Origin of the sequence: Kitasatospora sp. NPDC057965 (assembly GCF_042887135.1) — a bacterium.
Lineage (GTDB): Bacteria > Actinomycetota > Actinomycetes > Streptomycetales > Streptomycetaceae > Kitasatospora.
Window position 1 is genome coordinate 23,927 of the sequence record NZ_JBHVPZ010000018.1, and the last position, 21,452, is coordinate 45,378.

The window sequence follows — 21,452 nt, forward strand, 5'->3', positions numbered from 1 at the left end:
TCCGCCCCCTTGGAGGGACGCGCGCCGGCCCCCGAACGGTGCGCGCGCCCGCCCGCAGGCGTCAGGCCGGCCGGCCCTCGGGGGTGCCGGGCCCGCCCGCCGGGCCGCCGGCGAAGCCGCTCGCCGCCGAGGTGTCGGTGTCGGCGGTCCGCCCGGCCATGCCGTGCAGACCCGCGCCGACCGTCCCCAGCCGCCCGGCCAGCCCGCGCAGCCCGCCGAGCAGCCCGCCGTGCGCCGCCCGGTAGGCGGCGGCGAACCCGCTGCCCGGCTCGTCCCCGCCCCACGGGCTGCCGAGCGCCGCGAGCCCCTGCTCCAGGGCGGTGGCGGCCTTCCCGAAGTCCGCCGAGATCCGCTCGAACTCCCGTCCCTCACCGTGCAGTTCCCAGGGCTTGATGACGAACCCACCGCCGCCGCCGGCCATCCCCGTACCTCCCCGCGCTGGACCGGCCGCCATCCTAGGGCCGCCCGGCCCCCGTCCGATGCCCGCCGACGGCCCCTTCACCCGGCTCCACCCGGCCTTCACGGCGGCCGCGCACCCGCCGTCGCCGTGCCGTCGCCCGGCCGCCGCGCGGTGAACTCGCCGTAAACCCCGTGGCCACGGACGGTTGGCCGGCGCGCGGAGGCTCTACCCTTGCCGAGTGGCAGCAGCAGACACGTCCAAGCACAGCAGCAGCACCTCCAAGGGGAAGAAGGCCAAGCCGAAGGACGGCGGCCCGACCGCCGTCGACCTCGCGATGCCGGTCCTGCGTTCCGAGCTCCGCCCCGAGGTCCCGCTCGACTTCCCGCGCGCCTGGGTCGAGTTCACCGACCCGGACGACGCGGAGCAGGTCTTCCGCTGCGACCTGACCTGGCTGACCTCCCGCTGGTCGTGCATCTTCGGCCAGGGCTGCCAGGGCATCCGCGAGGGCCGCGGCGAGTCCGACGGCTGCTGCACCCTGGGCGCGCACTACTCGGACGAGGACGACGAGAAGCGCGTCACCGGCCACGCGGCCCGGCTGACCCCGGAGCTGTGGGAGAACCACCCGCACGGCACCGACGCCAAGGGCCGGATCAAGGCCGACGGCGGCATCACCATGCTCGACGAGGACGGCGACCGCCAGACCCGCCGGGTCAACGGCGCCTGCATCTTCGTGAACAGCCCCGGCTTCGCCGGCGGGGCGGGCTGCGCCCTGCACGCGCTCGCGCTCAAGGAGGGCCGCGAGCCGCTGGAGACCAAGCCGGACGTCTGCTGGCAGCTGCCGGTGCGCCGCACCTACGACTGGATCGACCGCCCCGACGACACCCGCTACCTGCAGGTCACCATCGGCGAGTACGACCGGCGCGGCTGGGGCCCGGGCGGCCACGACCTGCACTGGTGGTGCACCGGCAGCCCGGACGCCCACCAGGGCGCCGACCCGGTCTACGTCAGCTACCGCCCGGAGCTCACCGAGCTGATGGGCCGTTCCGCGTACCGGGTGCTGGCCGAGCTGTGCGAGGAGCGGATCGCCACCAAGGGCGACCGCAAGGTGGCCCCGCACCCGGCCGACCCGGCGAAGAAGCCGAAGGCCGCGAAGAACAAGTAGCGCCGAGGGGGGCGGGTCCGCCCGCCCCCTCACCCGCCGACGCGGCTCACTTGTCGATGTCGCCGACGACGAAGTACATCGAGCCGAGGATCGCCACCATGTCGGCGACCAGCGTTCCCGGCAGCAGTTCGGTCAGCGCCTGGATGTTGTTGAACGACGCCGAGCGCAGCTTGAGCCGCCACGGCGTCTTGTCGCCGCGCGACACCAGGTAGTAGCCGTTGACGCCGAGCGGGTTCTCCGTCCAGGCGTAGGTGCTGCCCTCGGGGGCCTTGAGCACCTTGGGCAGCCGCAGGTTGACCGGCCCGGGGGCGAGTCCGGCGATCTTGTCCAGGCAGGCGTCGGCGAGGTCCAGCGCGTTGGCCGTCTGCTCCAGCAGGCACTCGAAGCGGGCCAGGCAGTCGCCCTCCTCGCGGGTGACCACGGTGAGCACCCGCCGCAGTTCCTCGCTGCCGTAGGCGAGGTAGGGCTCGTCGCGGCGCAGGTCGAAGTCCAGGCCGCTGGCCCGCGCGATCGGGCCGCTGACGCCGTACGCCTCGGCCTGCGCCCTGGTGAGGACGCCGACCCCGGCGGTGCGGGCGCGGAAGATCTCGTTGCCCAGCACCAGTTCCTCGAAGACCGGCAGCTGGGAGCGGACGACGGCGACGGCGGCGCGGACCCGGCCGAGCCAGCCGGCCGGCAGGTCCTCCTTCAGACCGCCGACCCGGTTGAACATGTAGTGCATCCGGCCGCCGGAGGCCTCCTCCAGCACGTGCTGGAGGTCCTCGCGGCCGGAGAAGGCGTGGAAGATCGGGGTGATCCCGCCCAGCTCCAGCGGGTAGGAGCCGAGGAACATCAGGTGGTTGAGGACGCGGTTCAGCTCGGCGAGCAGGGTGCGGATCCACACCGCCCGCTCGGGCACCTCCATGCCGAGCATCCGCTCGACGCCGAGCACCACGCCCAGCTCGTTGGAGAAGGCCGAGAGCCAGTCGTGCCGGTTGGCCAGCATGATGATCTGCCGGTAGTCCCGGGCCTCGAAGAGCTTCTCGGCGCCCCGGTGCATGTAGCCGATCACCGGCTCGGCGCTGACGATGCGCTCGCCGTCCAGCACCAGCCGCAGGCGCAGCACGCCGTGGGTGGCCGGGTGCTGCGGGCCGATGTTGAGCACCATGTCGGTGGCGCCCGCCTCGCCCGTGAAGTTCTCGGCTCCCGCCCCGATGCCGACCGTGGTCTCCCTCATGGGGTGAGAGTCTGCCATCCCGCCAGTGCCTCCAGGCTCGGCGGTACCGGCATCCGGACGGTCTGCGCGAGCCAGCCGAACGCGCCGAGACCGGCCCGGTCGGTGAGCTCGGCGCCCTCGCCGGCGCCGCCGAGGGCCCGCAGGTAGCCGGCCGGGTCGGTGGAGGCGAGGGCGAGCGAGGGCCGGGCGCCGCTGACGCCGAGCGCCCGCAGCGCCTCCCGCTGCGTCGTCCACAGGCTGTGGAGACCGGGGACGGCGACGGCGTCCAGTGCGACGTGCGCGGTGACGTCGCAGGAGCCGTCGGGCACCGGGGCCACCTCGCGGCCGGAGCGGAAGCCGGTACGGGTGGGGAACGGCGGGCGGCCGTCGGCGGTGTGCCCGTAGTCGACGGCGACGGCGAGACCGCGCTCCAGGCCGGCCACCGCGTGTGCCCAGGCGGCGTCCCTGGGACCGCCGAACTCCGCGAAGTCGCCGGGACGTTCGGCCGGCCACCAGCGGGCGGCCCAGGCGGCGTCGGCGGCGTCGACCGGGGCGCCGAGCCGCTCCTCGCCGGTCGCGGTGTCCACCTCCAGGTAGCGCAGCCGCCCGTCCTCGCCGACCTCGCCGGTGTCCAGCGGCACGTTGTCCAGCCACTCGTTGGCGAACAGCAGCCCGGTGACGCCGCGCGGCACCTCGTCCGTCCACACCACGGCGTTCCACCGCGACTCCGTCCACAGCCCTGTGGACGGAGCGGCGGGCGGCAGCGGCGGGCGGTCGGCCAGCTCCACCGCGTACACCCGGAGCCGCTCCCCCAGCGCCCGCGGCAGTTCGGCCAGCACCCCGGCGACCAGTTCCCCCCGCCCGGCCCCGACGTCCACGAACGCCAGCTCCTCCGGACGGCCGAGCGCCGCGTCCACCTCGCGGAGCAGCCGGGCAACCGCCCGGGCGAACAGCGGCGAGGCGTGCACCGAGGTGCGGAAGTGCCCGGCGGGGCCCTCCGGCCTGCGGTAGAAGCCGCCGTCGGGTCCGTAGAGGGCGTGTTCGGTCGCGGGCGCCCACCGCATCCAGGTCATGGGGCGGGACGCTACACACCCGGTGGGCACCCGCCCAATCCGTACGGCATCGGTACCCGGGCCTCTCCGACCTAGGGAGTAGGACGGATCGCTCTCCCGGCGGACCTGGGGACACGCCGCGAATGCCTACGCTTGACCCGTGCATCGACTCAACGCCTGGCTCCGCCGTCACCCCATGGTGGTCGACTCTGCCTGGGCGGCGTTGGTGCTGGTCTTCGGCCTGCTGCCGGACGAGAGCAACCGCCCGGACGGCTGGCGCCTGGCGGCCGACCTCGTCCTCGCCGTCGTGCTGCCGCTGCTGATGGTCTTCCGGCGCCGGTTCCCCGACCTCACGGTGGCCGCCGCGACCGTGATCGGCCTCGCCCAGGTGGCCCTCAGCGTCAACCCGGCGTTCTCCAGCGTCGCCTATCTGGTGTTCGCCTACACCGGCGCCGCGTTCGGCCGGCCCTGGACGTCCCGGGCGGCCCTGGTCGCCGGACTGCTGGCCGGACCGCTGGTCTTCTGGCAGATCAGCCCGGAGAAGGCCACCCGGCTGCCCGACGGCGACATCAGCTACGTCCAGTACTCCGTCCCCGAGGCGCTGTTCTTCTCCGGGATGATGACCACCCCGTTCATCCTCTGCTGGGCGTGGGGGCGGCTGACCCGGGTCCGCCGGGCCTACCTGGTGGAGCTGGAGGACCGCGCGGCCCGGCTGGAGCGCGAGCGCGACGCCCAGGCCAAGGTGGCGGTCGCCGCCGAGCGGGCCCGGATCGCCCGCGAGCTGCACGACGTGGTCGCGCACAACGTCTCGGTGATGATCGTCCAGGCGGACGGCGCCGCGTACGTGCTGGACAACTCGCCCCAGCAGGCCAAGGAGGCGCTGGGCACCATCGCCTCCACCGGCCGGCAGGCGCTGGTCGAGATGCGCCGGCTGCTCGGTGTGCTGCGCACCGCCGACACCAAGGGCGAGGAGTACGTGCCGCAGCCGGGCGTCGAGGAGCTCCCCGAGCTGCTGGACCAGGTCCGCACGGCCGGCCTCCAGGTGGACTTCGCCACCTCGGGCGATCCGCGCGAGCTGCCGCGCGGCGTCGAGCTGACCGTCTACCGGATCGTCCAGGAGGCGCTGACCAACGTCCGCAAGCACGGCGGCCCCGATGTGCACGCCCGGGTCGCGGTCGACTTCGGCGAGCGCGAGCTGGCCGTGCTGGTCGAGGACGACGGCCGCGGCAGCACCGACGAGCAGCTGGCCTCCGGCGGCAGCGACGGCCAGGGCCACGGCCTGATCGGCATGCGCGAGCGGGTCGGCATGGTCAGCGGCAGCCTCGACGTCGGGCCGCGCCCCGGCGGCGGCTTCCGGATCCGCGCCGTGCTGCCGCTCAAGGCGGCCCACTGACCCCCGGCCCGGGCGCCCACCGACCCCAGCCGTTCCCCCGAGGAGCTTAGGAGCCCCCCTTGACCATCCGCGTGATGCTGGTCGACGACCAGGAGCTGCTGCGTACCGGATTCCGGATGATCCTGCAGTCGCAGGGCGACATCGAGATCGCCGCCGAGGCCGGGGACGGCGCCCAGGCCCTGGAGAAGCTCCGGCACACCGCGGTCGACGTGATCCTGATGGACGTCCGGATGCCTCGGCTGGACGGCGTGCAGGCCACCCGGCGGATCTGCCTGGCCGAGGACGGCAGCCCGCTGCCGGACGCCCCGCACGTGCTCATCCTCACCACCTTCGACCTCGACGAGTACGCCTTCGCCGCGCTCAAGGCCGGTGCCAGCGGCTTCCTGCTCAAGGACGTGCCGCCGACCGAGCTGGTGGCCGCGATCCGCGCCGTGCACGGCGGGGACGCGGTGGTCGCGCCGACCACCACCCGCCGCATGATCGACCGGTTCGCCGAGGTGCTGCCCACCCCGCAGAGCGGCCCCGGCCGCGCGGACACCCTCGGGCCGCTCACCGAGCGCGAGCGCGAGGTGTTCCTGCTGGTCGCCCAGGGCCTGTCGAACGGGGAGATCGCGGCCCGGCTGGTGCTCTCCGAGGCCACCGTGAAGACCCACGTCGGGCGGATCCTGGCCAAGCTCAGCCTGCGCGACCGCGTCCAGGCGGTGGTGCTGGCCTACGAGGCGGGCCTGATCCGGGCCGGCGCCACGGACTGAGCCGCCCGGGCCCGTCCCCGCCCCCGTAGAATGGGCCGGTACGTCCGGTACCCCGTCAGGTGGACTGGAACGGAGCCCTTGGACAAAGGTGGACCCGTGAGTCCGTCCGACTTCGCCGACCCCGGCGAGTTCGCCCCGCTCGCCGACGGCCTCGGCGACCCGGCCGACCCCGGCAACCGCCCCGCCCGCCTCGCCGTGGGCGTGGTCGGCACCGGCCGGGTCGGCCCGGCGCTCGGCGCCGCCCTCCAGCTCGCCGGCCACAAGGTGGTCGCCGCCTCCGGGGTGTCCGCCGCCTCCCGCCGCCGCGCCGAGTCGCTGCTGCCGGGCGTGCGGATCGTCACCCCGCCGCAGGTGCTGGCCGCCGCCGACCTGGTGCTGCTCACCGTCCCCGACGACGCGCTGGCCGACCTGGTGGCCGGCCTCGCCGCGACCGGGGCCGTGCGCCCCGGCCAGCTGTTGGTGCACACCTCCGGCGCGCACGGCGTGGCCGTGCTGGAGCCGGCCACCCGGGCCGGCGCGCTGCCGCTGGCGCTGCACCCGGCGATGACCTTCACCGGCACCTCGGTGGACCTGGCCCGGCTGGCCGGCTGCCCGTTCGGGGTGACCGCCCCCGAGGAGCTGCGCCCGGTCGCCGAGGCGCTGGTGGTGGAGATGGGCGGCGAGCCCGAGTGGGTGCCCGAGGACGTCCGCCCGCGCTACCACACCGCCCTCGCGCACGGCGCCAACCACCTGGTCACCCTGGTCGCGCAGGCGATGGAGCTGCTGAGCGCGGCCGGCGTCGCCGAGCCCGGCCGGATGCTCGGCCCGCTGCTCGGCGCCGCGCTCGACAACTCACTGCGCTCCGGCGACGCGGCCCTCACCGGCCCGGTCGCCCGGGGCGACGCCGGCACCGTGCGGCGCCACCTGGCGCAGCTCAGTACGGTGTCCCCGGACATCCCGGCCGCCTACCGGGCGATGGCCCGCGCCACCGCCCAGCGGGCCCTGGCCCACGGGACGATCGACGAAGCGTCGGCGGCGGCGCTGCTGGACGTACTGAACGAGGAGAAGCAGTAATGGCACGCGGCAAGCAGCCGGGCAAGGCCCAGCGCGCCCCGAAGGTCCACCGGGCCGTGGTCACGCACACCGTCGACGACTTCGAGGCCGCGTTCTGGCCGGACGAGCAGCCGGTCGACAACGCCGTCGTGATGACGATGGGCGCCCTGCACGAGGGCCACGCCGCGCTGATCCGCGCCGCCCGCAAGCAGGTCGGCCGGGACGGCCGGGTCGCCGTCACGGTCTTCGTCAACCCGCTGCAGTTCGGCGCCGGCGAGGACCTGGAGCGCTACCCGCGCACCCTGGACGAGGACGTGAAGCTCGCCGAGGCCAACGGCGCCGACGTGGTCTTCGCGCCGTCCGTCGACGAGGTGTACCCGAACGGCGAGCCGCAGGTGCGGCTGGCGGCCGGCCCGATGGGCGAGCGCTACGAGGGCGCCACCCGGCCCGGCCACTTCGACGGCGTGCTGACCGTGGTCGCCAAGCTGCTGCACATCACCGACCCGGACTTCGCCTTCTTCGGCGAGAAGGACGCCCAGCAGCTGGCGATCGTCCGCCGGATGGTGGCCGACCTCGACTTCGACGTCGAGGTGGTCGGCGTGCCGACCCTGCGCGAGGAGGACGGCCTGGCGCTCTCCTCCCGCAACCGCTACCTCTCGGCGGAGGAGCGCACCCGCGCCCTCGCCCTGTCCGAGGCGCTGTTCGCCGGCCGGGACGCGGCCGCGCGGGGCCCCCAGGCCGCGCGCGAGGCCGCCGCGGCCGTGCTGGCCGCCGCCGAGGGCGTCGACCTCGACTACCTCGCCCTGGTCGATCCGCACGACTTCACCGAGGCGCCGGACGACTTCCAGGGCGAGGCGGTGCTGGCCGTCGCCGCGAAGGTCGGCACGACCCGCCTGATCGACAACGTCCGCATCATCGTCCGGTGATCCGGTAGCTCCCCCGCAGTTCCCCTAGGCATGCACTCACAGGAGGCGTGACCCGCAATGCTCCGCACCATGCTCAAGTCCAAGATCCACCGGGCCACCGTGACCCAGGCCGACCTGCACTACGTCGGCTCGGTCACGGTGGACGAGGACCTGCTCGACGCCGCCGACCTGCTCCCCGGCGAGCTGGTCCACATCGTCGACATCAACAACGGCGCCCGGCTGGAGACGTACACCATCGCCGGCCCGCGCGGCTCCGGCGTCATCGGCATCAACGGCGCCGCCGCCCGCCTGGTCCACCCCGGCGACCTCGTCATCCTGATCGCCTACGGGCAGATGGACACCGCCGAGGCCAAGGGTTACCTCCCCAAGGTCGTCTTCGTCGACGGGCACAACCGGATCACCGGCACCGGCGGCGACCCGGCCGAGGCCGGGGAGGGCACCGGACTGCTGCGCGGCGACGCCGCGTACCGTGGCGACAGCGGCGCCGTCGACGCCGCCGCGCGTTAAGGAGCCATCACCGACATGTCCGCCGTCACGCACCGCCTCACCGCCCCCGCACCGGGCTGGACCGCCGACACCGACGTCGTCGTGGTCGGCTCCGGTGTGGCCGGGCTCACCGTCGCGCTCAACGTCCGCAAGGCCGGCCTGCGGGCCATCGTGGTCACCAAGGCGATGCTGGACGACGGCTCCACCCGCTGGGCCCAGGGCGGCGTCGCGGCCGCCCTGGGCGAGGGGGACACCCCCGAGCAGCACCTGGCCGACACCCTGGTGGCCGGCGTCGGGCTGTGCGACGAGGACGCCGTCCGCGCCCTCGTCACCGAGGGCCCGGGCGCGGTCCGCCGGCTGATCGAGGTCGGCGCCGCCTTCGACCTGGGCGAGGACGGCGCGGTCCTGCTCACCCGTGAGGGCGGCCACCACCGCAACCGGATCGCGCACGCAGGCGGGGACGCCACCGGCGCCGAGATATCCCGGGCCCTGGTCGACGCCGTCCGGCGCGACCCCGAGCTGGAGCTCATCGAGCACGCCCTCGTGCTCGACCTGCTCACCGACGCCGAGGGGCACGCCGCCGGACTGACCCTGCACGTGATGGGCGAGGGCCGGCGGGACGGCGTCGGCGCCGTCCGGGCCCGCGCGGTGGTGCTCGCCACCGGCGGCATGGGCCAGGTCTTCTCGGCCACCACCAACCCGGTGGTCTCCACCGGCGACGGCGTGGCGCTCGCGCTGCGGGCCGGCGCCGAGGTCACCGACCTGGAGTTCGTCCAGTTCCACCCCACCGTGCTCTGGCTCGGCCCGGAGGCCGAGGGCCAGCAGCCGCTGATCTCCGAGGCGGTCCGCGGCGAGGGCGCCCACCTGGTCGACGCGGACGGCGTCCGGTTCATGCTCGGGCAGCACGAGCTGGCCGAGCTGGCCCCGCGCGACATCGTCGCCAAGGCGATCACCCGCCGGATGCGGCTCCTGGGCGCCGACCACATGTACCTGGACGGGCGGCACTTCGGCGCCGAGATGTGGCAGCGGCGCTTCCCGACCATCCTGGCGACCTGCCGCGCGCACGGCATCGACCCGGTCACCGAGCCGGTCCCGATCGCCCCGGCCGCCCACTACGCCTCCGGCGGGGTGCGCACCGACCCCATCGGCCGCACCTCCGTGCCCGGCCTGTACGCCTGCGGCGAGGTCGCCTGCACCGGTGTGCACGGCGCCAACCGGCTGGCCTCCAACTCGCTGCTGGAGGGCCTGGTCTTCGCCGAGCGGATCGCCGCCGACCTGACCGCCCGGCACGCGGCCGGCGACCTGCCCGCGCGCACCGTCGACGCGGCGGCCGCCCGTGCCGCCCGCCCGGTGCCGCTGCCCGCGCCCGAGGCGCGGGCCGAGATCCAGCGGCTGATGTCGCGCGGCACGGGCGTCCTGCGCTCCGCCGCGTCGATGGCCGCCACGGCGCGGGGGCTGGCGCTGCTCACCGAGCAGGCCCGCTCCGACGCCGCCGAGCAGAAGCCGGCCGACCCCCGGGTGGAGACCTGGGAGGCCGCCAACCTGCTGCTGGTCGCCGACGCGCTGGTCACCGCCGCCGCGCAACGCGAGGAGACCCGCGGCTGCCACTGGCGCGAAGACTTCCCGGACCGGGACGACGCGCACTGGCGGCGCCACCTGATCACCACCCTCACCGCCTCCGGCGGCCCCGTCAGCACCCTCGAGGAGCAGTAACACCATGACCGACGCGACCGACGTGACCCACCTGCACGAGCACGAGCACGAGGAGCTCCCGCTGGCCGGCGGCTGCGGCGACGGCTGCGCCTGCGGCGACGGCGAGGGCTACGAGACCGGCCTGGACCCGCAGCTCGCCGAGCTGCTGGAGGAGGCCGGTCTGGACCCGATCGAGGTCGAGGACATCGCCACCCTGGCGCTGGCCGAGGACCTGGCCGGCGGCGAGGACGTCACCTCGGTGGCGACCGTGCCCGCCGACGCCGTCGCCACCGCCGACTTCACCGCCCGCCAGGCCGGCGTGGTGGCCGGCCTGCGGATCGCCGAGGCGGTCGTCTCGCTGGTCTGCGAGGAGGAGTTCGAGGTCGAGCGGCACGTCCAGGACGGCGACCGGGTCGAGGCCGGCCAGGTGCTGCTCTCGGTCCGCTCCCGCACCCGCGACCTGCTGACCGCCGAGCGCAGCGCGCTCAACCTGCTCTGCCACCTGTCCGGCATCGCCACCGCCACCCGCGCCTGGGCCGACGCCCTGGAGGGCACCGGCGCGGTGGTCCGCGACACCCGCAAGACCACCCCGGGCCTGCGCGCACTGGAGAAGTTCGCGGTCCGCTGCGGCGGCGGCGCCAACCACCGGATGGCGCTGTCGGACGCGGCCCTGGTCAAGGACAACCACGTGATCGCGGCCGGCGGCGTCGCCGAGGCGTTCCGGGCCGTCCGGGCCGCCTACCCGGAGCTGCCGGTCGAGGTCGAGGTCGACACCCTGGAGCAGATCGCGCCGGTCCTGGAGGCCGGGGCCGATCTGATCCTGCTGGACAACTTCACGGTTCCGCAGCTGGTCGAGGCGGTCGCGCTGGTGGCCGGCCGGGCCAAGCTGGAGGCCTCCGGCGGACTCACCCTGGCCACCGCGCGCGAGGTCGCCCAGACTGGTGTCGACTACCTGGCGGTGGGCGCGCTGACCCACTCCTCGCCGATCCTGGACATCGGCCTGGACCTGCGCGCCTGACCGACCGTCCGTACGCCCGGCCGTTCCACCCGTCCGCCCGCCCCGTCCGCTCCGTCCGCCCGCTGGCCCTCGACGCAGAAAGCACCCCGATGCTGCTCACCATCGACGTCGGCAACACCCAGACCACCCTCGGCCTGTTCGGCGGCGAAGAGGTCGTCGAGACCTGGCGGATCTCCACGGATCCGCGGCGCACGGCGGACGAACTGGCGGTTCTGCTGAACGGCCTGATGGGCTCGCAGGGATCGCGCACCGCGATCGCCGACGCGAAGGTCGAGGGCCTGGCGATCTGCTCCTCCGTCCCCTCCGTGCTCCACGAGTTCCGCGAGGTGACGCGCCGCTACTACGGCGACGTCCCCGCGGTGATCGTAGAGCCGGGGGTGAAGACGGGGGTGCACGTCCTGATGGACAACCCCAAGGAGGTCGGTGCCGACCGGATCGTCAACGCGCTGGCCGCCAACCACCTCTACGGCGGCCCGTGCATCGTGGTCGACTTCGGCACCGCCACCACCTTCGACGCGGTCAACGCCCGCGGCGACTACGTCGGCGGCGCGATCGCCCCCGGCATCGAGATCTCGGTCGAGGCGCTCGGCAACCGCGGCGCCCTGCTGCGCAAGATCGAACTGACCCGCCCGCGCAACGTGATCGGCAAGAACACCGTCGAGGGCATGCAGTCCGGCATCCTCTACGGCTTCGCCGGCCAGGTCGACGGCCTGGTCGACCGGATGGCCCGCGAGCTGTCCAAGGACCCCGACGACGTCCAGGTGATCGCCACCGGCGGCCTGGCCACGCTGGTCCTCGGCGAGGCCGGCTCGATCGACGTCCACGAGCCCTGGCTGACCCTCATCGGCCTGCGGCTGGTCTACGAGCGCAACCGCCCGAGCTGAACCCGCACGGTGTGACGGACATCACACCTGCGCGAACGCGGACATTCACGCACGGTCCACCCAGCGGGACCGTGCGTGATCAACTCCCCTGCCCCGCCCCGTGCTAGCGTCGAAAGACGGGGCCCCAGCACCCACCGCTTCGCGTCGAGGAGCGGTAGGCACTGAGGGGGGAAGCACATGCACGGAACCATTACGGCGGTCGATGCCGCCCTGGACGACCTGCGCACCTCGGCGTCCCGGATCGAGAGTCTGAGCGGCCGCCAGGAAGAGGTGCTGCACCTCCTGGCGCTGGACCTCTCCAACCAGGAGGTCGCCGACCGCCTCGGCATCACCGAACGCACCGTCAAGGCCCATGTCGCCGCGCTGATGGACCGCCTCGGCGTCGACTCGCGGCTGCGCCTGGCGATGGTCGCACTGTACGAGCGGATGTCCAACTGTCCTTGCGGACAATGGTCTTGATGCGAAGGACGGCCTAGATTCGGCAGCACTCGGGGGTTCGGGTCCAGATCCGCGGCCCCCGGCGTTCCACACGGGGGGAAGTGCCACGCTTCTCTCCTTCGTGTCCCCCGCCCGCTCCACGGGCGGGCCGTCCGAAGGGTCCAACGTGAACGTCAAGCGCATCGCGGCCGTGGCCGCGATCCTCGCCGGCGGCCTCGGCACCGCCGTCGCCGCCCCGGCCGCCTCGGCCGCGGAGGCCGCCTCGGTCGCCACCATCGGCAGCTGCGACTACACCTACGCCTGTCTGTTCTACAACTCCTCGGGCGTCGGACTCGGCGCCCAGTTCGCCCACGCCGGTGACATCCACGACTACGCCGGCTCGTACTTCAGCGCCGGCCCGTACGGCAGCAGCGGCGCCGGTGTGGCGGTCAAGAACCACGCGGCCTCGGTGGCCAACCAGGACGCGCACTTCCAGATCACCATCTTCCAGCGCAGTGGCGACGTCCCGTGGGGCAACCGCCAGGTGATCCCGCCCCTGTCGTTCCGGGACCTCACCACGGTCAAGAACGACAACGCCGCGGGCACCTGGCAGTACGTCGGCTGACGGCACACCTCATCGCCCGGTGGGGGGCCGGCCGGCCGGCCCCCCATCGGGCATCCGCACCGATCCACGGAGAACGCCGAAACGATGGCCACGACCACATCGCCGCAGGTCCGGGTACGGCTGCTCGCCGGGGGCGTCCTGCTGCTCCTGACCGCCGCCTGCAGCTCGACCACCACGCCGGCCGCCAAGTCCACGGGCGAGGGGCTCAACGTGCCACCGCCGTCGGTGGCGGCCATCCCGACCCTCGCCAGGGCCGACGACAAGGCGCTGCCGATCGAGGCCTACCTGCTGACCAGGGAACAGCAGAAGCAACTGATCGCGGCCCGGGACGCGCTGACCACCCGCTGCATGACCGGCTTCGGCTTCACCTACACGGTCGAACCCGCCCCCGCCGAGCCCGGCACCGTCCCGAAGAGCCTGACGCAGTGGCGGTACTTCGTCACCGACGCGGCGGAGGCCGCCCAGTACGGCTACGCGGCCAAGGACTACCGGCCGGGACAGAAGCCCTCCCGGGCGCAGCAGCCGCCGGCCTACCTGCTCGCGCTCACCGGAAGCCCGAGCGGTGCCGCGGTGCCCCCGGGCCAGGCTCCGGAGAGCGGCAAGGAGATCAACGGCCGGCAGGTGCCGCCGGGCGGCTGTCTCGGCGAAGCGAACGGCAAGCTGGGCGCCGCGGCGGCCAACGGCAACGGCGGGGACGCCCAGCTCGTGATCGACATCAAGGACACCGGCTGGAAGCAGTCGCAGACCGACTCCCGGCTGCTCGCCGCCTTCACCGCCTGGTCCGGCTGCATGAAGGCCAAGGGCTACGACTACCCGACCCCGATCGCGGCCACCGACGACCCGCAGTGGCAGACCCTCGGCTTCTCCTCCGAGAAGGCCCGGCAGACCGCCACCGCCGACGCGACCTGCAAGGCCGAACACAACGTGGTCGGCATCTGGTTCACGGTCGAGTCCGCCTACGAGAGCGCGCTGATCGAGCAGAACGCCGAGGCCCTGCGCGCCGTCAAGCAGGACATCGACAAGCGCGTGAAACTCGCCGCCGAGGCCCTCGCCTCCTGACCCGTGGCCACCCCCGCGAAGTCGACACCATCGCACGACAACCCAGACGGGCCGTCAACCGGTCTGCTTGGGAAGACAGTTGGATCGACTTTCCGGAACGAGGGTGTGGACGTGGTCGACGACAGGCGGTCGGACGACGAGGTGGGCGGCGGCGAGCGGGCGGCCCGGCGGCGCCGGCGGGCGCTGCTGCTGGTCATGGCGGCGGCGGTGACACTGGCCGGATGCTCCTCCGGCGGCTCCGGCGGGGGCTCCTCGGCCCCCGCCGCCCCGTCCGGGGCGCCGGCCGCCGCCGGGTCGGCCCCCGCCGAGGCCGCGCCAGAGGCGGGAATGCCGCTGGAGACGGCGACGCTGGGGGACGCGGAGAGCCAGGCCGTCATCCAGAACGCGCTGAACAAGATCGCCGCGAAGTGCGCACGGGACCAGGGGTACCAGATCACCGAACGGCCGCCGATGACGGCCGCACAGCTCATGGCCGAGCGGAAGACGCAGAGGGGGGCCGCGAACCCGTACGCGCTGCCGCCCGTCCCGGCGCTGAAGGACTTCGGCTACGCCGGCTCCGCACACGGCCGGGACCCGAAGCCACCGGAGACGGGGCAGCCCCCCGTCGCCGACGCGCCGGGAAGCACCGCGGAGACCAAGTGCGCCAAGGAGGCGGCGGCCCGGCTCGCGGCGGACCCGGCCATGGAGACGGCCCGGGGCCGGATACGCGAGCTGACGACGCAGGCCGACCAGCAGACCGCGGCCGACTCCCGGCTGGTTGCCGCGCTCGCCCAGTGGTCGGGGTGCATGCGGCCCAGCGGCTACACGTACGCGAGTCCGACGGAGGCGGAGCAGCAGTTCGAGAAGGTCGTCGGCGCCGCCGGGGCCCAGGAGTTGGCGATCGCCCGGGCGGACGCCGAGTGCCGGACGAGCAGTCGGCTTGCGGACGTGTGGTCCCAGGTGCGCCTGCAGGTGGAACAGCGGCTGGTCGAGCAGAACGCCCAGGTGCTGAAGGACGCCGCCGAGGCCGAGAAGCGCGCCGCCAAGGCGGCGAGCCAGGCGGCGACCGGATGAACCGGGGCCCCGACGGCAACCTTGACGGCGACTCAACTCGTCGATACAGCTGAGCAGTTGTTTTGTTCTCCCGGAACGAGGGTGGGGGCGTGGCAGAGTTCGAGCAGCCGGACGTGACGCCGGAGGCGGCGGCGGACGACGAGGTGGCCGGCGGCGGGCGGGGGGTCCGGCGCCGCCGGCGGGCGCTGGTGCTGGTCATGGCGGCCGCGGTGGCGCTGGCCGGCGGCGGCGTGACGGCGTCGACGATGATCAAGTCGCCCGCGCAGGCGGCCGCGGACAGCGAGCCGCCGGCGCCGGACGTGCTGACCGCGGCGGTGGAGCAGCGGGTGCTGACGGACTCCGTGGTGATCCGCGGCCAGGTGAGCGCCGGGCAGTCGGTCGACGTGGCGCCGGCCGGGGGCGGCGGGGCCGCGGGGGCGAAGCCAGTGGTGACCAAGCTGCCGGTCAAGGTCGGCGACCAGGTGCAGGCCGGGCAGTCGGTGCTGGAGGTGGCCGGGCGGCCGGTGTTCGCGCTGCACGGCGACCTGCCGGTGTACCGGGACCTCAAGCCGGGCGCCACCGGCCAGGACGTCAAGCAGCTCCAGCAGGCGCTGAAGGAGCTGGGGTTCGAGTCGTCCGCCGACCCGGAGGGGACGTACGGCGCCGCCACCAAGGACGCGGTGAAGGCGTTCTACGCGGCGCGCGGCTACGACCCGCTGCCCGCCACCCCCGACGGGGACACCCAGGTGACCGCCGCCCAGGACGCGGTCACGGGGGGCGAGCGCGCCCTGGCGGACGCCAAGGACGCGCTGAAGCAGGCCAAGAAGCGCTACGACGAGGCGGTGGCGGCCGCCCAGCAGCAGGCGCAGCAGAGCGCCGCGCCGAGCACCGCGCCGACGGCCGGGGCGACCTCCGGTGCCGCCGACACCGGTGGCCGCCCCGCCGCGAGCGGCGGCGCGGCCCCGGCCCCGGTCGGGGAGAGCCCGGTGGACGCCGCCCGCACCGCGGTCGACACCGCCCAGAAGCTGGTGAACCGCTCCACCGAGGACCTCACCAAACTGCGGAAGAAGGTGACGGACGCGAAGGCCGTCGCCGGCCCGATGGTCCCGGCCGCCGAGCTGCTGTTCCTCTCCGGCTTCCCGGCCCGGGTCGACTCGGTGGCCGGCCGGATCGGCGGCGAGGTGTCCGGCAAGGTGCTGACCGTCTCGGCCGGGGCGCTGGTGGTCAAGGGCAGTCTGACCATCTCCGACAAGGGCCTGGTGCACCCCGGGCAGACGGTGGAGATCCTCTCCGAGGTGACCGGCCTCAAGGCCGCCGCCAAGGTCGCCGCGGTCGCGGACACCCCCGGGGACGGCCAGCCGGCCGGCGCCGCGCCGGGCGGCGGCCAGGGCGGCGGCCAGAACCCGCCCGCCGCGCAGGGCGGCGCCGCGAACGGCTACCAGATGGTGGTCCAGCCGGACGCCCCGCTGGACCAGCGACTGGCCGGCCAGGACGTCCGGCTCACCGTCCAGGCCGCCTCCTCGGCCGGCCCGGTGCTGGTCGTCCCGCTGTCGGCGGTCTCCGCGACGGCGGACGGCAGGACGGTGGTGACGGTGTACGAGAACGGGCAGCGCCGCCGGGTGGAGGTCACCCCCGGAACGGTGGGCGGCGGCAGCACCGAGGTCCGGCCGCTGACCGAGAACACCCTGAAGCCGGGCGACCAGGTGATCGTCGGCGTCAAGGACGCCACCGGGGCGGGTGCCAAGTGACCGACCCGACCCAGGTGACCGACCCGACCGACCCGACCCAGGTGACCGACCGGCCCGGAGCGACCGGCCCGGCCGCCCCCGTCATCGAGTTCCGCCAGGTCGGCCTGACCTACCCGGGCCCACCGCCGGTGGCCGCCCTGAAGCCGTGCGACCTGGCGATCGCCCCCGGCGAGTACGTGACCGTGATCGGCCCGTCCGGCTCCGGCAAGTCCACCTTCCTGAACATCGCCGGCCTGCTGGACGCCCCCACCACCGGCCACTACCTGCTGGACGGCATCGACACCGGCGGGCTCCCGGACGCGGACCGCACCGCGCTGCGCGGGCGCCGAATAGGCTTCGTCTTCCAGTCGTTCCACCTGCTCCCGCACCGCTCGGCGGCCGAGAACGTGGCCCTCGCCATGCTCTACACGGCCACCCGGGGCCGGCGCGGCGCCGCCGAGCGGCGCGAACTGGCCCGGGCGGCACTGGTCCGGGTGGGCCTCGGCCACCGGCTGGACGCGCTGCCGACCCGGCTCTCCGGCGGCGAGCGCCAGCGGGTGGCGATCGCCCGGGCGCTGGTCGGCCGTCCGTCGCTGCTGCTCTGCGACGAGCCGACCGGCAACCTCGACACCGTCACCGCCGAGTCGATCCTGGCCCTGCTGGACGAACTGCACGCCCAGGGCCTGACGGTGCTGCTGATCACCCACGACCCGCAGGTGGCCGCGCGCGGCCGGCGGACGGTGGCGATCCGGGACGGTCTGCTGCGCGAGGAGGTGGCCGTCGCATGAGGCCGATCCACCGCCGCGACCGGGTGGTCGAACCCTCCCGCCTCCCGCTGCGCGACCTGTTCGCCGAAGCGCTGGCCGGGGTGCTCCAACGACCCGCCCGCTCGGCGCTGACCGGTCTGGGCACCGTGCTCGGGGTGGGCACCTTCGTGGCCATCCTGGGGCTGACCGCGACCACCTCCTCCCAGATCGACTCCCGGTTCAGCGTGCTGAGCGCGACCGAGGTGAGCGTCGAGGACATCGGCGGCACCCGTCCCGACCTGGTGCCGCTCTCCTTCCCGACCGACGCCGACGCCCGGATCCAGCGGCTGAACGGGGTCGAGGCGGCCGGCGTCTACTGGCCGGTGAACCAGGCCTCCGGAACGGTCCGGGCCGCCCCGGTGGGCCGACAGGTCGGCGGCGAGCAGGTCGCCGTGGTGGCCGCCTCGGCCGGGGTGCTCGCGGCGGCCGAGCCGCACCTGCTGCAGGGCCGGACCTTCGACAGCTGGCACGACTCCACCGGCCGCCAGGTCGCGGTGATCGGCGCGGCGCTGGCCTCCCGGCTGGGCATCACCACACTGGACACCCAGCCGGCGATCTTCCTGCAGAACAAGCCGTTCACGGTGATCGGGATCGTCGACGACGTGAAGCGCAAGCCGGACCTGCTGCTCTCGGTGACGGTGCCGCGCGGCGCCGCCGCCAAGCTCTGGGGCGAGCCGGAGCGCGACCGGGCCAAGATGATCATCTCGACCCGGATCGGCGCCGCCCGGCAGATCGCCGCCGAGGCCCCGCTCGCCCTGGACCCGGCGCACCCGGAGTACTTCAAGCCCGTCCCGCCGCCGGACCCGCGCACGCTGCGCTCCAACGTCACCTCCGACCTCAACCAGCTGTTCCTGCTGCTGGCCGGCATCTGCCTGGTGATCGGCGCGGTCGGCATCGCCAACACCACCCTGGTCGCCGTCCTGGAGCGGACCGGTGAGATCGGCCTGCGCCGGGCGCTGGGCGCGCGCGGCCGGCACATCACCGGCCAGTTCCTCTCCGAGTCGGCCTCGCTGGGGCTGATCGGCGGCCTGGTGGGCACCTCGCTCGGGGTGCTGACGGTGCTCGGAGTGGCGCTCGCCCGGGAGTGGACACCCGTGGTCGACCCGGCGACGGTGGCGGCCGCGCCGGTGATCGGACTGCTCACCGGACTGCTGGCGGGGGTCTACCCGGCCTGGCGGGCGGCCCGGATCCAGCCGGCGGAGGCACTGCGCCGCTGAGCCGCCCCGGCACGATCCCGGGCCGGACGCGCGGCGTCGGCGCGACGCTACCGACAAATCGGATATTCCTCACGTAGTGTCAGCCCATGCCTACGCCACACGGATCGCGCGGCGGCATGGCCTTCAGCGCCGACGAAGTCCGCGTGCTGCGCCGCGCCCTCGCCCAAGCCCTGCACCCCGTCGTCCCCGTCCACCTCCAGCTCCCCGGCCGGCCGGCGTCCGCCGACGCGGGCGCCGCGCTGTGGGCCGAGGACGTCCAGGACGCGCTGCGCCTGACCGAGGCGATCGACGAGGCCGTCCAGGAGGGCGGCCGGCTGCGCGCCTTCCTCCTCGCCGACCTCGCCCGCTACCGCACCGCCCTGCCGGGCAGTGCCAGCGGCTACCTGGAACGGCTGGAGGAGGCGGTGGCCGACGGCTACCTCCCCGGGCCGGAGGACCTCACCGCGCTGCGCGGACTGAGCCGCCAGCCCTGCGGCCAGGGCGAGCGCTCCCGCCGCTCCCGGCTCGCCGGGCGCTGCCACGCGCTGGCCGAGGCCGCCGTCCGCGAGCGGCTCGCCCTCACCACCGGCCAGCGCCACCTCGTCGCCGTACCGAGCCCCGCCGCACCGAGCGGCAGTCCCCTCACCCCTGCTGGAGGACGGATCCCGATGAGCAGCACCGAGCCCCCCGTCGAGCAGTCCGCCGACCCCCGCGCGCCCCAGGGCCGCCAGCCTGTCCGGCCGCACCGGATGCCCACCCCCGCGGAGCTGTTCGGCCGCCGCCCCAAGCCGCCGGCCCACCCGGCCGCGCCGGCGGCGGCCGAGGACACGGACGTGGAACTGGCCACCGGCACCGGCTGAGCCCACCGCACCGACGCCTCCCCGGGGAGGCCGCGCCGGATCCGTCCGGCCCGGCCTCCCCGGTTCCGTTCCCGGCTCCCGTTCCCGGCGGCCCCGTCGCGCCACCGCGGCACCACTGCCGCACCGCGCGGCACGGTAATCCTGTGGCAAAGCACCGGTGGCGGCTGGCTACTCTGGTGGGGTGAGCGATCAGAGCCCTATCCCCGCGACCGACGACCTTCCCGAGCAGATGCGCGTCCGGCGCGAGAAGCTGGAGCGGCTCCGGGCCGCCGGCGTCGACCCCTACCCGGTCGGCTTCCCCCGGACGAGCACCATCGCCGACCTCCGGGCCAAGCACCCGGACCTCACCCCGGACACCGCGACCGGCGAGCGGGTCGGCATCACCGGCCGGGTGATCCTCTCCCGCACCGGCGGCAAGCTCTGCTTCGCCACCCTGCGCGACGGCTCCGGCGACCTCCAGGTGATGCTCTCCCTGGACAAGCTGGGCGAGGAGCGGCTGTCGGCCTGGAAGTCCGACATCGACCTCGGTGACCAGGTCGGCGTCGAGGGCGAGGTGATCACCTCCCGGCGCGGCGAGCTGTCGGTGATGGTGGACCGCTGGGAGCTCACCGCCAAGTGCCTGCGCCCGCTGCCGGACAAGCACAAGGGCCTGACCGACCCGGAGGCCCGGGTCCGCCAGCGCTACGTCGACCTGATCGTCAACCCGGAGGCCCGCGAGATCCTCCACCTGCGTTCCAAGGTGGTCCGCTCGATCCGCCGCACCTACGAGGAGCGCGGCTACATCGAGGTCGAGACCCCGATGCTGCAGCCGGTGCACGGCGGCGCCAACGCGCGGCCGTTCAAGACGCACATCAACGCGTACGACATCGACCTCTACATGCGGATCGCCCCCGAGCTGTACCTCAAGCGGCTGGTGGTCGGCGGCGCGGAGAAGGTCTTCGAGATCAACCGCAACTTCCGCAACGAGGGCGCGGACTCCACCCACAACCCCGAGTTCACCTCGCTGGAGTCGTACGAGGCCTACGGCGACTACGACACCCAGGCCGAGCTGATCCGGGCCACCATCATCAACGCCGCCCGGGACGCGCTGGGCACCACGGTGATCAAGGGCCTGGACCCGCACGGCGTGGAGCACGAGATCGACCTGGCCGAGCCCTGGGAGGAGATCGGCGTCTACCCCGGCATCTCCGCCCGGCTGGGCGCCGAGGTCACCCCGGAGACCGGCGTCGAGGAGCTGCGCAAGCTGGCCGCCGAGCACGGCATCCCCTTCGAGAAGGAGTGGGGCCACGGCCAGATCGTGCTGGAGATGGTCGAGCGCCTGCTGGAGGAGAACGCCGTCCGGCCGACCTTCATCAAGGACTACCCGACCGAGGTCTCCCCGCTGACCCGCCAGCACCGCTCGATCCCGGGCGTGGCCGAGAAGTGGGACCTGGTCATCTTCGGTACCGAGATCGGCACCGCCTACTCCGAGCTGGTCGACCCGGTCGAGCAGCGCGCCCGGCTGACCGCGCAGTCCCTGCTCGCGGCCGGCGGCGACGTCGAGGCGATGCAGGTCGACGAGGACTTCCTGCGGGCCCTGGAGTACGCGATGCCGCCCACCGGCGGCCTCGGTCTCGGGGTGGACCGCCTGATCATGCTGCTGACCGGCAAGAACATCCGGGAGACGGTGCTCTTCCCGCTGGTGAAGCCGGAGCCCAAGGCGTCCGCCGGTGCGGCGGAGAAGACCGAGGAGGAGTGA

Annotated in this window: 21 protein-coding genes; 18 read left to right on the forward strand and 3 right to left on the reverse strand. The window is 74.3% G+C overall.

What is annotated here, in order from left to right:
* Positions 1 to 61: 61 nt before the first annotated feature.
* Positions 62 to 421, reverse strand: a complete 360-nt coding sequence (locus ACFVVU_RS23245) for a hypothetical protein (RefSeq protein ID WP_380683960.1) — start codon at positions 419 to 421, stop codon at positions 62 to 64.
* Positions 422 to 734: 313 nt separating this feature from the next.
* Here ACFVVU_RS23245 and ACFVVU_RS23250 point away from each other — a divergent pair, with 313 nt between their 5' ends.
* Complete coding sequence (locus ACFVVU_RS23250) at positions 735 to 1,562, forward strand: hypothetical protein (RefSeq protein ID WP_387792151.1); 828 nt, start codon at positions 735 to 737, stop codon at positions 1,560 to 1,562.
* 46 nt (positions 1,563 to 1,608) lie between these two features.
* Here ACFVVU_RS23250 and ACFVVU_RS23255 read toward each other — a convergent pair whose 3' ends face one another.
* Together ACFVVU_RS23255 and ACFVVU_RS23260 are read right to left on the reverse strand one after the other, a co-directional pair.
* Positions 1,609 to 2,778, reverse strand: a complete 1,170-nt coding sequence (locus ACFVVU_RS23255) for an NADH-quinone oxidoreductase subunit D (RefSeq protein ID WP_355357899.1) — start codon at positions 2,776 to 2,778, stop codon at positions 1,609 to 1,611.
* Entirely contained in the window at positions 2,775 to 3,830 is a 1,056-nt protein-coding gene (locus tag ACFVVU_RS23260) for an SAM-dependent methyltransferase (RefSeq protein ID WP_380683962.1), read from the reverse strand. Before ACFVVU_RS23260 ends, ACFVVU_RS23255 begins: the two co-directional genes overlap by 4 nt.
* A gap of 139 nt (positions 3,831 to 3,969) precedes the next feature.
* On the opposite strand from ACFVVU_RS23260, the gene ACFVVU_RS23265 reads away from it, so the two are divergent.
* The 17 genes from ACFVVU_RS23265 (at position 3,970) to lysX (ending at position 21,452) form a co-directional block, all read left to right on the forward strand.
* Entirely contained in the window at positions 3,970 to 5,202 is a 1,233-nt protein-coding gene (locus ACFVVU_RS23265; protein ID WP_380714757.1) for a sensor histidine kinase, read from the forward strand.
* A gap of 59 nt (positions 5,203 to 5,261) precedes the next feature.
* Entirely contained in the window at positions 5,262 to 5,954 is a 693-nt protein-coding gene (locus ACFVVU_RS23270) for a response regulator (protein WP_380683964.1), read from the forward strand.
* A 96-nt stretch (positions 5,955 to 6,050) separates the two neighbouring features.
* Positions 6,051 to 7,007: a DUF2520 domain-containing protein gene (locus ACFVVU_RS23275; protein ID WP_355357887.1), complete on the forward strand. Its 957-nt coding sequence runs from the start codon at positions 6,051 to 6,053 to the stop codon at positions 7,005 to 7,007.
* Positions 7,007 to 7,912, forward strand: a complete 906-nt coding sequence (gene panC, locus ACFVVU_RS23280; RefSeq protein ID WP_380683965.1) for a pantoate--beta-alanine ligase — start codon at positions 7,007 to 7,009, stop codon at positions 7,910 to 7,912. The genes ACFVVU_RS23275 and panC overlap by 1 nt, the downstream gene beginning before the upstream one ends.
* A gap of 57 nt (positions 7,913 to 7,969) precedes the next feature.
* Positions 7,970 to 8,419 carry an aspartate 1-decarboxylase gene (panD, locus tag ACFVVU_RS23285; protein ID WP_380683966.1) on the forward strand — a complete coding sequence of 150 codons (450 nt, stop codon included), beginning with the start codon at positions 7,970 to 7,972 and terminating at the stop codon, positions 8,417 to 8,419.
* A 15-nt stretch (positions 8,420 to 8,434) separates the two neighbouring features.
* Positions 8,435 to 10,111, forward strand: coding sequence for an L-aspartate oxidase (locus ACFVVU_RS23290; protein ID WP_380683967.1), 1,677 nt, complete (start codon positions 8,435 to 8,437; stop codon positions 10,109 to 10,111).
* 4 nt (positions 10,112 to 10,115) lie between these two features.
* Positions 10,116 to 11,108 (forward strand): carboxylating nicotinate-nucleotide diphosphorylase, encoded by a 993-nt coding sequence (gene nadC / locus ACFVVU_RS23295; RefSeq protein ID WP_355357875.1) that lies wholly within the window; start codon positions 10,116 to 10,118, stop codon positions 11,106 to 11,108.
* A gap of 89 nt (positions 11,109 to 11,197) precedes the next feature.
* On the forward strand, positions 11,198 to 11,992 hold the full coding sequence (locus ACFVVU_RS23300; protein ID WP_380683968.1) for a type III pantothenate kinase: 795 nt from the start codon (positions 11,198 to 11,200) through the stop codon (positions 11,990 to 11,992).
* A gap of 177 nt (positions 11,993 to 12,169) precedes the next feature.
* Positions 12,170 to 12,451: a LuxR C-terminal-related transcriptional regulator gene (locus ACFVVU_RS23305; RefSeq protein WP_380683969.1), complete on the forward strand. Its 282-nt coding sequence runs from the start codon at positions 12,170 to 12,172 to the stop codon at positions 12,449 to 12,451.
* A 145-nt stretch (positions 12,452 to 12,596) separates the two neighbouring features.
* Positions 12,597 to 13,034 carry a hypothetical protein gene (locus ACFVVU_RS23310; protein ID WP_387791959.1) on the forward strand — a complete coding sequence of 146 codons (438 nt, stop codon included), beginning with the start codon at positions 12,597 to 12,599 and terminating at the stop codon, positions 13,032 to 13,034.
* 84 nt (positions 13,035 to 13,118) lie between these two features.
* Positions 13,119 to 14,093 (forward strand): hypothetical protein, encoded by a 975-nt coding sequence (locus tag ACFVVU_RS23315; RefSeq protein ID WP_387791960.1) that lies wholly within the window; start codon positions 13,119 to 13,121, stop codon positions 14,091 to 14,093.
* A gap of 111 nt (positions 14,094 to 14,204) precedes the next feature.
* A complete protein-coding gene (locus ACFVVU_RS23320; RefSeq protein ID WP_387791962.1) occupies positions 14,205 to 15,146 on the forward strand; it encodes a hypothetical protein in 942 nt (313 codons plus the stop codon).
* An 89-nt stretch (positions 15,147 to 15,235) separates the two neighbouring features.
* Positions 15,236 to 16,873, forward strand: coding sequence for a peptidoglycan-binding protein (locus ACFVVU_RS23325; protein WP_387791964.1), 1,638 nt, complete (start codon positions 15,236 to 15,238; stop codon positions 16,871 to 16,873).
* A 41-nt stretch (positions 16,874 to 16,914) separates the two neighbouring features.
* Positions 16,915 to 17,640: an ABC transporter ATP-binding protein gene (locus ACFVVU_RS23330; RefSeq protein WP_387792153.1), complete on the forward strand. Its 726-nt coding sequence runs from the start codon at positions 16,915 to 16,917 to the stop codon at positions 17,638 to 17,640.
* Positions 17,637 to 18,875, forward strand: coding sequence for an ABC transporter permease (locus ACFVVU_RS23335; protein ID WP_380684343.1), 1,239 nt, complete (start codon positions 17,637 to 17,639; stop codon positions 18,873 to 18,875). Before ACFVVU_RS23330 ends, ACFVVU_RS23335 begins: the two co-directional genes overlap by 4 nt.
* A gap of 86 nt (positions 18,876 to 18,961) precedes the next feature.
* Complete coding sequence (locus ACFVVU_RS23340) at positions 18,962 to 19,714, forward strand: hypothetical protein (protein WP_380684344.1); 753 nt, start codon at positions 18,962 to 18,964, stop codon at positions 19,712 to 19,714.
* A 181-nt stretch (positions 19,715 to 19,895) separates the two neighbouring features.
* Positions 19,896 to 21,452 carry a bifunctional lysylphosphatidylglycerol synthetase/lysine--tRNA ligase LysX gene (gene lysX / locus ACFVVU_RS23345; protein WP_380684345.1) on the forward strand — a complete coding sequence of 519 codons (1,557 nt, stop codon included), beginning with the start codon at positions 19,896 to 19,898 and terminating at the stop codon, positions 21,450 to 21,452.

Bases quoted from the DNA above. Each gene is read 5' to 3' on its own strand.
- panD (WP_380683966.1), top strand. From the start codon at position 7,970: ATGCTCCGCACCATGCTCAAGTCCAAGATCCACCGGGCCACCGTGACC.
- ACFVVU_RS23290 (WP_380683967.1), top strand. From the start codon at position 8,435: ATGTCCGCCGTCACGCACCGCCTCACCGCCCCCGCACCGGGCTGGACC.
- ACFVVU_RS23250 (WP_387792151.1), top strand. From the start codon at position 735: ATGCCGGTCCTGCGTTCCGAGCTCCGCCCCGAGGTCCCGCTCGACTTC.
- ACFVVU_RS23335 (WP_380684343.1), top strand. From the start codon at position 17,637: ATGAGGCCGATCCACCGCCGCGACCGGGTGGTCGAACCCTCCCGCCTC.
- ACFVVU_RS23305 (WP_380683969.1), top strand. From the start codon at position 12,170: ATGCACGGAACCATTACGGCGGTCGATGCCGCCCTGGACGACCTGCGC.
- nadC (WP_355357875.1), top strand. From the start codon at position 10,116: ATGACCGACGCGACCGACGTGACCCACCTGCACGAGCACGAGCACGAG.
- panC (WP_380683965.1), top strand. From the start codon at position 7,007: ATGGCACGCGGCAAGCAGCCGGGCAAGGCCCAGCGCGCCCCGAAGGTC.
- ACFVVU_RS23340 (WP_380684344.1), top strand. From the start codon at position 18,962: ATGCCTACGCCACACGGATCGCGCGGCGGCATGGCCTTCAGCGCCGAC.
- ACFVVU_RS23315 (WP_387791960.1), top strand. From the start codon at position 13,119: ATGGCCACGACCACATCGCCGCAGGTCCGGGTACGGCTGCTCGCCGGG.
- ACFVVU_RS23245 (WP_380683960.1), bottom strand. From the start codon at position 421: ATGGCCGGCGGCGGCGGTGGGTTCGTCATCAAGCCCTGGGAACTGCAC.
- ACFVVU_RS23260 (WP_380683962.1), bottom strand. From the start codon at position 3,830: ATGACCTGGATGCGGTGGGCGCCCGCGACCGAACACGCCCTCTACGGA.
- ACFVVU_RS23255 (WP_355357899.1), bottom strand. From the start codon at position 2,778: ATGAGGGAGACCACGGTCGGCATCGGGGCGGGAGCCGAGAACTTCACG.
- ACFVVU_RS23300 (WP_380683968.1), top strand. From the start codon at position 11,198: ATGCTGCTCACCATCGACGTCGGCAACACCCAGACCACCCTCGGCCTG.